General features: G+C 70.7%; 8 protein-coding genes and 2 pseudogenes. 4 read left to right on the top strand and 6 right to left on the bottom strand.

All coding sequences use genetic code 11. The features are described from left to right. Window positions 1-609: pseudogene (locus MPTA5024_RS37625) on the top strand (hypothetical protein); the annotation flags it as partial. A gap of 49 nt (window positions 610-658) precedes the next feature. Here MPTA5024_RS37625 and MPTA5024_RS37630 read toward each other — a convergent pair. From MPTA5024_RS37630 to MPTA5024_RS37655, 6 genes are all read right to left on the bottom strand, one after another. Next, window positions 659-1129 (bottom strand): hypothetical protein, encoded by a 471-nt coding sequence (locus MPTA5024_RS37630; RefSeq protein WP_036333249.1) that lies wholly within the window; start codon window positions 1127-1129, stop codon window positions 659-661. 144 nt (window positions 1130-1273) lie between these two features. Beyond that, window positions 1274-2197: a carbohydrate ABC transporter permease gene (locus MPTA5024_RS37635; protein ID WP_051459164.1), complete on the bottom strand. Its 924-nt coding sequence runs from the start codon at window positions 2195-2197 to the stop codon at window positions 1274-1276. After that, window positions 2194-3081: a carbohydrate ABC transporter permease gene (locus tag MPTA5024_RS37640; RefSeq protein ID WP_036333250.1), complete on the bottom strand. Its 888-nt coding sequence runs from the start codon at window positions 3079-3081 to the stop codon at window positions 2194-2196. The genes MPTA5024_RS37635 and MPTA5024_RS37640 overlap by 4 nt, the downstream gene beginning before the upstream one ends. A 32-nt stretch (window positions 3082-3113) precedes the next feature. After that, window positions 3114-4481: an ABC transporter substrate-binding protein gene (locus MPTA5024_RS37645; protein ID WP_084370333.1), complete on the bottom strand. Its 1368-nt coding sequence runs from the start codon at window positions 4479-4481 to the stop codon at window positions 3114-3116. A gap of 311 nt (window positions 4482-4792) precedes the next feature. After that, entirely contained in the window at window positions 4793-5149 is a 357-nt protein-coding gene (locus tag MPTA5024_RS37650) for a hypothetical protein (RefSeq protein ID WP_036333254.1), read from the bottom strand. Window positions 5150-5240: 91 nt separating this feature from the next. Then, a complete protein-coding gene (locus MPTA5024_RS37655; protein ID WP_036333255.1) occupies window positions 5241-6875 on the bottom strand; it encodes a phosphodiester glycosidase family protein in 1635 nt (544 codons plus the stop codon). Between the two features lie 116 nt (window positions 6876-6991). On the opposite strand from MPTA5024_RS37655, the gene MPTA5024_RS44790 reads away from it, so the two are divergent. From MPTA5024_RS44790 to MPTA5024_RS41670, 3 genes and pseudogenes are all read left to right on the top strand, one after another. Next, window positions 6992-7234: a family 16 glycosylhydrolase gene (locus tag MPTA5024_RS44790; RefSeq protein WP_198167656.1), complete on the top strand. Its 243-nt coding sequence runs from the start codon at window positions 6992-6994 to the stop codon at window positions 7232-7234. 147 nt (window positions 7235-7381) lie between these two features. Then, complete coding sequence (locus MPTA5024_RS37660; RefSeq protein ID WP_036333256.1) at window positions 7382-7876, top strand: PaaI family thioesterase; 495 nt, start codon at window positions 7382-7384, stop codon at window positions 7874-7876. A 436-nt stretch (window positions 7877-8312) separates the two neighbouring features. After that, window positions 8313-8543, top strand: a pseudogene (locus MPTA5024_RS41670) (rRNA methyltransferase); the annotation flags it as partial.

The following is an 8543-nucleotide window of genomic DNA, read 5'->3' on the forward strand; positions in this document are numbered from 1 at the left end:
CGTGGCCGGGGGATCCTGGCCGCGGCGGCCGTGCTGGCCGTGGCCGCGTCGGCCGCCGCGGCGCTGGTCGCGTCCGGAACGGGGACGACGTCCGGCCGCTCCGGTTCCCCCGACCGACCGTCCCTCGCCGCCGCCACACCGTCGGCGGCCGTGGCCGGCGGCGCGCGGCTGCTGGGTGCGCCCGACTGGGACGGGTACTGCCGGGCGACCGGGCAGGGGACGGCGCGGCTGACCGGCGCCGACGCCTACGGCTGGCGGTGCGCCGGCCAGAACGCGACCGGCAACGGCGCGACCGCCGTCTGCGCCTGGACCTACCACAGCGCCCAGGTCGCCGACAGGGTCGCCGACTTCTTCGACCCGCGCTCGTGGCAGTGCTGGCACGCCACCCGCAGACTCGGCGCCCTCGACTTCTCCGCCTACTGCCGGGCCCGGGGCCGCACCGGTGCCCGCTACGTCTCCGGGCGCGGGGCCTACGGGTGGTACTGCGCGGGGGAGAAGACACTCGGGATCGACACCCAGGCCGCCTGCCGATGGCAGTACGGCGCCGACCCGCCCGTCAGCCGGTTCCAGGACTTCTACGACAAGGACTCCTGGCAGTGCTGGGGGTGACCCCCGTGGGTGGACGGCCGGAGACCGCCCACCCTGCCGCCGCGGACCGTCAGGACGTCGGGGTGAGGTTCGTGTAGGTGCCGGCCGGGTGGGGGAACGTGAAGTGGGCGCTGCAGCTCTGGGCGGGGCCCGAGGCGTTGAACGAGGTGCCGGGGATCCCGGCCTGCAGGATGGCGTCGCCGTGGAAGTCGAGGGAGCGGCCGTTGTCGCGGATGGCGATGGAGGGCCGCCCCGTCCGTTCCACGGAGAGCACCTGCAGCCCGGTCAGGTAGGCGTCGCCGAACTGCTCGGCCGACCGCGCGGTGCCGTCGGGGTTGAGCTGGACGAGCAGGTCCCAGTTGATGAATCCGGCGCCGTTGAAGTCACGGCAGGTGAGCATGACCGGGCCGGGCCCGGAGGCGGCGGCGGCCGGGGCCGTCCACCCGGCGACCGCCGCGAGGCCGGCGGCGAGCGTGACGGCCACCGTCGCGAGCCGGCGCCGTGCGGATCCCTGGACCGTGATGCGGAGCGTGCGGTGCATGTGCGCTTCCTCCTGATCGGATCGGCGGGGCCGGTCGTCGGCACGACCGGTCGCCCTCCTCCGATCTACGGCCCGGATTTTTGATCATCAACCTCTCTGAGCTGCGTGAACAACGAATCAACATCGCGGGGCCGGCGGGGCCGGTCAGCCCTTGGTGGAGCCGAGGGCCAGACCGGCGATGAACTGCTTCTGCAGGACCACGTACACGATCAGGGTGGGGATCGCCGCGATGAGGGCGGCCGCCGCGATCATGTTCTGGTTGCTGACGAACTGTCCCTGGAGGTTGGCCAGGGCCGAGGTGATGGGGCGTTTGTCGCCGCGCTGGATCAGCACGATGGCCCAGAAGAAGTCGTTGTAGATCCAGGTGGTCAGCAGCGTCGCCAGCGCCGCGAGCGCCGGGCGGCACAGCGGCAGGGTCAGCTTCCAGTAGCGCGTCCACAGGGAGGCGCCGTCCACGACGGCCGCCTCGTAGATCTCGTGCGGGATCGACTTCATGTAGTTGCTCAGCACGAACACGCAGAAGCCGAGCTGGAAGCAGACGTTGATCAGGATGAGCCCGGCGTAGGAGTTGTAGAGCAGGCCGTTCTCGCTGAGGAACTCGGGCACGGGGATGAGCAGGTACAGCCGGTAGAGCGGCGTGATGATGACCTGCTGGGGGAGCAGGTTGCCCGCGGTGAACAGGATCAGCAGGGTCAGGGTGTACCGCATCCGCACCCGGGACAGCACGAACGCCACGCTGGAGGCGAGCAGCAGCGTGACGAGCACGGCGGGCACGGTGACGATCACCGAGTTCAGGAAGTACCGCTGCATGTCCGACTGCGTCCACGCGTCGGTGAAGTTGCCCAGCGTGAGGTGGCGCGGCAGCGAGAAGTAGCCGCTCTGGGCGGTGTCCTCCACCGGGCGCAGGGACACGTACAGCGCGAACAGGATCGGGACGAGCCACAGCACCGTCGCCGTGATCATGAAGACGAGCGCCGCCACCCGGGCGGGGCGGCGGGTGCCGCGCGCGCGCCGGCGGCTCGCGGCGGCCACCGCCGGGGCCGTGGTGGATCGGGCCTGTGCCGTCACGGCCGCTCCTCCCGCCGGAAGGTCTGGTACAGGAACACCGAGATCGGGACGAGCGAGATGACCAGCAGCACGACCCCGAGGGCCGAGCCGTACCCGATGCGGGTCTGTTCGCCGAGGATGTTCTGGGTGACCAGGATCGACAGCAGTTCCAGGCCGGGGAGCACCGGGCCGTGGCTGTTGATGTAGACCAGGTCGTAGGCGCGCAGCGACTCGATCAGCGTCACGACGAGGATGACCACGTTGATCGGCTTCATCACCGGGAAGACCACTCGGAAGAAGGTCTGCCAGGCGTTGGACCCGTCGATCAGGGCCGCCTCCCGCAGGGAGGGGTCGACGGCCTTGAGCCCGGCCAGGTAGAGGATCATGACGTACCCGGCCTGCCGCCAGCAGGCCTCCACGAGGACGGCCCAGAGGTTCAGGTGGGGGTCGCCGAGCCAGTTGACGAGGTTGTCGTCGTGGTTGTGGCCGGTGATCGAGTTGATGAGGCCGTAGTTGGGCGAGTAGATGAGCTCCCAGATGATCCCGATGAGGGCGAGGGACAGCATCACGGGCAGGAACAGCACGCTCTGGTAGACGCGGCTGCCCTGGATGTTCCGGTCGATGATCACCGCGAACAGCATGCCGAGCGGCGTGGCGAGGCAGACGAAGACCAGCAGCCAGATCGCGTTGTGCTGCACGGCCGGCCAGAACTGCGGGTCGACCGTGGCCGCGATGCGGTAGTTCTCCACGCCGTACGGCTTGATCTGGTCGAGGCCGCCGATGCCGTTCCATCGGGTGAACGACAGCACCACCGACGACAGCGCGGGGAACCAGACGAACGCCAGGTCGGCGAGCACCGGGATGCCGAGCATGAGCCCGACCAGCACCCGGTCGCGCGGGGTCATCCCCCGCGCGCGGGGTCGTGACTGTACGGCCATCAGTTCGTGAAGATCGTCTTCGCCTGCGCCTCGATGCTGTCCTGCAGCGATTTGATCCCCGACGGGCTCGGGTCGTTGATGAACTTCTGGATCGAGGGGATCATCACGTTGCTGGCGAAGCCGGGGTCGGTGTCGCGGTCCATGAACTGGGAGACCGCCTTGCACGAGGCGATCATCTCGACCGACTTCTTCTGGATCGCGTTGTAGGTCGGGATGCTGGCGCCCTGGGCGAGGGCCACGTCCCACTGGTCGGTCTTGAGGAAGGTGGCCTCGGCGTCGCCGGTCCCGAGGTACTCCAGGACCTTCTTGCCCGCCGCGACCGTGTCCTCCTTGGCGTTCTTCGCCAGGCAGAACCCGTCGGTCGGGGCGTCCATGTAGTCCTGGCCGAACTGCGGGTTGATCTCGGGGAAGGCGAAGAAGTCGAGGTCGGCCAGGTCCTTGCCGTCGGTGACGTACTGGGCGGCGACCTGGTTGGTGCCCTGGAACATCAGGCCGGCCTGCTTGCTCTCCAGCGTCTTGACCGCGTCCTGCCAGATGCGGCCGGTGGCGCCGGGCTGGCAGTACGGCAGGATCTCGGCCCACTGCTGGAACACCTGGGTGACCCGCGGGTCGGTCCACGGCACCTGGTGCTTCATGAGCTGGATGTGGAAGTCGTACCCGTTGATCCGCAGGTTGAGGATGTCGAAGGTGCCGAGCGCGGGCCAGCCGTCCTTGTCGGCGAAGGCCAGCGGCGTCAGGCCGTCGCCCTTCATCTTCTTGAGCAGGGCCACGTAGTCGTCCCAGGTCTTGGGGATCTCGTAGCCCTTCTCCTGGAAGGTGCTCTTGTTGTAGAAGACGACCCACGGATAGTTGTAGATCGGGACGAAGTAGTAGTGCCCGTCCAGGCCCTTCGACAGCGACTGCGCGGCCTGGCCGAAGTTGCCGCCGATCTTCTGCCACACGTCGTCGATGGGCGCGATCAGCCCCTGCTGGGCGAAGAACTGCATCCGGTAGCCGGCGAACCAGGTGAACAGGGTGTCGGGGGTGCCCTGGAGGTAGGAGTTGATGTTGTTCTGGAACGTGTTGTGGTCGACGGTGTTGAGCGTGATGGTCGCCCCGGCCTTCTGTCCGGCGGTCTTCGTGAGCGCCTCGAACGCCGCCTTGGGCGCCGGGTCGGAGTAGTTCGACCCGAACGTGACCGTCGTCGCGCCGCCGCCCGAGCCGCCCGACGACGTGCCCGACGGGCTGGAGGAGCTGCCGCAGGCCGTGAGGAGACCGGCCGGGACCGCCGTCGCGCCGAGGGTGAACGCGAGCCCCTTGAGCACCGAACGGCGGCTCGTGGGGGACCCCGGCAGACCGGACGGGCGGGGAGTGACGGAGTGAGACATGACGCCTCCCGAATGGGCGCAGAATCAGTCTTTAGCGAACATAATTAAACAAGTCCGATCAGAGTTAAATCCTCGTCTCGCGGGCGTGTCAAGGCGACCCGAATCTCGGTTGCGTCACGGTGACGGGCCGGGTCTCCCTGTCTGAACGGCGTACGGCTCGCGGATGAGCGGAATCTCCCGCCTCTGGTCTGGCCCGATTCGCCTGTTCGGCTATGAAGGAACATGAGGGATTTCGTGAATCAGACGGCGCGCGTTCGATTTCTCGGTTCGATATGGCGCGAAAGGCCCACAAAAGGGGATAGTCGGGCGTTCTATGTCTCCCACTCGGGGTCCGGTGGCAGCACCGGCGCCCCCGCGATCTCCGCGTCGGCGGCGAGGATCGTCGATACGTACTGGTCGTCGACGCGGTAGCCCATGCCGTTGCACCGGAACACGGGGTCGAGGTTGGTGTTCACCGGTCCGATCCGGGTCGCCCGGGGCAGCCGCGCGTACACGCCCTTCGGACGGTCGCGGTTGAACGCGCCGCAGTGCAGGATCGTGATGGTCCTGTCGGTCACCGCGAAGATGAAGTTCGCCCCCTGCGTGTACGCGGGGAACAGGTAGTGGAGCACCTCGTCCGGGTCCAGGAACGGCCGGCACCGTTCCCGGACGGTCGACGGCAGCGGCATCGCGCACCTCCGGAATCGCCGTCCCCGACCATACGACCGCGCCGTCCCGTCCGGAAGCCCGGACAGGACGGCGCGGCGCCGGCGGTGCGGGTCAGTGCGCCCGCGGCAGCACCTGGACGGTGTCGCCGACCGGGCGCTCACCGGTCGCGTCGGAGGTGTGGTTGACCAGGGCGCCGTTCACCGCCATGGCGGTCGAGCCGCCGCCGTCGAGGTTCAGCGCCTGGACGGCTCCGAGGGACCGCATGAACGCCGCGCCCTCGGCGATGGTGAAGCCCTCGCTGCCGCCGCTGAGGCGGCCGTCCACAGTGACCAGCAGCAGGCGGCCGCGCCCGTCGACACCGGCCATGGTCCGGGGCTGGCGGTTGTTCGCCCAGGCGTACCCGAAGGACAGGTCGGCCGGGTCGACCGTGCCCTCGGCGGCCGCGTCGATGTCGATCCGGCCGTCCCGCACGAGCGTGGGGGCGGCGCTGACGACGCTGTCGTCCGCGCCGAACCTGACCCTGCGGCCGTCGGCGTCCCGCACGACCTCGGTGAGCGCGACCTTCCCGCCGGTCGAGGCGTGGGCGGCCAGCCAGTCAGCGGCCGGGCCGACGCCCTGGAGGACGGTCTGGCCGGGCGCGACCGAGCCGCCCCGGCCGCCGACCGACACCACGCGGTCCCGGCCGTCCAGCACGACCTGGACGCCGGCGCCCGTGGGCAGGGCGTGGACGTACTCGGGGGTGAACGCCACCAGGTCGTCGGTCTCGGCGCAGGTCACGTCCTGCCGCGGCTCCTCGGTGGGGGTGCCGCCGGGCTGGCCGCAGTCCCGCACGAGTCCCGGCGTGCGGTTGACACCGCGGACGGCGCGGGCCGAGCGGCCGGCGCGCACGGTGACGGTCGTGGTCAGGTCGGCGACGCGGGGGCGGCGTCCGCCGTCCGCGAGGATCAGCGCCGCGCGCGACCCCACCGCCATCGACGCGAGCTCGCCGCGGTGGACGCTGAGGCCGGCCGGGATGCCCTGGACGCCGTCGGCGTCGGAGGTGACGAAGAAGCCGCCGTTCACGCCGACCAGGGAGCCCAGCTTGGCCGCGACCGACGACGTCGTCTCCCGCTGGGTGACGTTCCCGTCGTGCGTGGCCTCGACCGACCCGCGGAAGACGTGGGGGTCGACGACGGCGACGTGGATGTTCTCCACGTCGGCCGGCTGGTCGGCGTCGTAGCCGGTCCACTCCACGGCCGTGTGGAAGCCCGCCGCCGTGACCGCGGACGCCTTCGCCTTCGCCGCGTCCTGCGTGTCGTAGGAGCCGACCCGCACCCGCACGCCCATGAGGCCCGAGGGTGTGTCGCTGTAGCCCGGCCAGCCGATCCGCCGCACGTCGGGCTCGAAGCCCGCCGCCCGCAGCCGCGCCGCGGTGTCCGAGGCCCAGGACTCCGGTCCCACCGCGGCCCAGGCCTGGGCGCCGGTGAACCGCGCCGTCACGGGGGCCTGCACGGTCACGGTCCAGCGGGGTGCGGCCGAGGGGTCGGTGATCGTGCCGGTGCGCACCTCCACTCCCGGCGCGACGGTCACCGTCGTCCACTGCGCGGTGGTCCCGGCGGCCGCGGGGGCGGCGACCGGCGCGTCCGCCGCGGCCGTGCCTGGGACCGCCACCGGCGCCGCGAGGGCCAGGGTGACGGCCAGCGCGGTGGCCAGGTGGAGCGCCGGCCGCGTGCGGGTGCCGCGACCGCTGCCTGGGACGTGGTTCATGCCGGTTCCTTACAACTCGGGGATGCGCCCGGAGGCGCCGTTGCGAACGGTCTGGAAGTCCAGCGCGCCGAGGCGAATTCCAGGACGTGGGCAGGAGGGCGTCCGCGGTCGGTCGCGTGAACGCTCGGTGCCGCGCGGCCCGGGGGAGGCGGCGCGCCGGCACCGACCCTGGCGGTGTCCGGCACCGGGCGGTACGTCCGCCTACTCGACCATCCACGCCCCCCGCCTGCAACGGCGGCGGCATCGGGTCGCCGTACACGATCGGCGGGGACTTCAAGGACGGGTTCCACACGTACGCCGTGGACTGGGACCAGTCGCACATGACGTTCTACGTGACGGCACCGCGTTCTTCACCGTGAACAAGGCCGAGGTGGAGACGACCCGGGGTCCCTGGGTCTACGACCATCCCTTCTCCATCATCCTCAACAACGCGGTCGGAGGAGACGACGGGCGTGACCGGTGGCCCGATTTGCGTCTTGGGGCATCTGGGTTCCAAAGTTGGACTCATGACGACGACCGTGAGCTCCCGCACGCACAGCTGGGCCCCGCAGACCCTCCCCAGCCCGGAGATGAGCGGGCTGGACTTCCTCCAGGCCCTGCTTGACGGGAAGATCCCCCCGCCGCCGATCGCGGGCACGCTGGGGTTCACTCTCGTCCACGTCGAGCCGGGGGTCGCCGTCTTCGAGGGAGAGACCGGCGAGCACCAGTACAACCCCATGGGCTCGATCCACGGCGGCTACTTCGCCACCCTGCTCGACTCGGCGCTCGGCTGCGCGGTCATGACCCGCCTCCCCGCCGGACGCGCCTACACGACGACCCAGCTGGGCGTGCACATGGTCCGCCCGGCCTTCTCCCACACGGGGACGCTGCGGTGCGAGGCCACGGCCATGCACGTCGGCAGGACCGTGGCGACCGCCGAGGCCCGTCTCACCGGCGTGGCCGACGGCAAGCTGTACGCCCACGGCACGACGACGTGCGCCGTCTTCCCGATCGCGCAGTGACCCGCGGGTCCGGCCCTCGCCGTCTGAGCTGCGGAGACATGAGAACCATCCCCTTGACATAAGTCGGGCAGCCAGTCAGATAACGGACTGGTTCTTTCTCGATACTCTTCGCCACCGGCCGGACGGCGGATACGGTGCCCTTGCCTCGGCCGTTCCCACCCGTCCCTCCACAGGGTAGGGCCGGCCGCACGGCACGCCGTGTGACCCGGAGCGCGGCGCAACGCCCCCCGGCCTCCCCTTGGGCGGGGGGCGTTCCTCGTGTGCCGGGTCGTCGTCGCGCCGGGGAGACCCGGGGAGACCCGGGGCGCCCAAGGGAGCCCCGGCGACGGCGCTGGTAGCGTGCCCGCATGCGGATTGCCGACATCGACGGGCCCGGCGGGGAGGGCGTGTTGCGCGCCGGCCTCGTTCCCACGGGACGGAGAGCCGGCCGCCTGTCATGACCTACCGTCACGCCACCGAACGGGACGACTACGAGGACCTCGCGGGCGGGGCCGTCCTGCATTCCGCGCCGGGCTTCCCCGCCTTCCCGGTCCGGCTGGCCAGCGAGATGTTCCAGCGTGCCCTGCACGTGCGCGGCGGCGGGCCGTGCATGGTCTGGGACCCCTGCTGCGGCAGCGGCTACCTGCTGACCGTGATCGGCTTCCTGCACCGCCGGTCGATCTCGTCC

Origin of the sequence: Microbispora sp. ATCC PTA-5024, from assembly GCF_000511135.2 — a bacterium.
In the GTDB taxonomy this organism is placed as follows: domain Bacteria; phylum Actinomycetota; class Actinomycetes; order Streptosporangiales; family Streptosporangiaceae; genus Microbispora; species Microbispora corallina.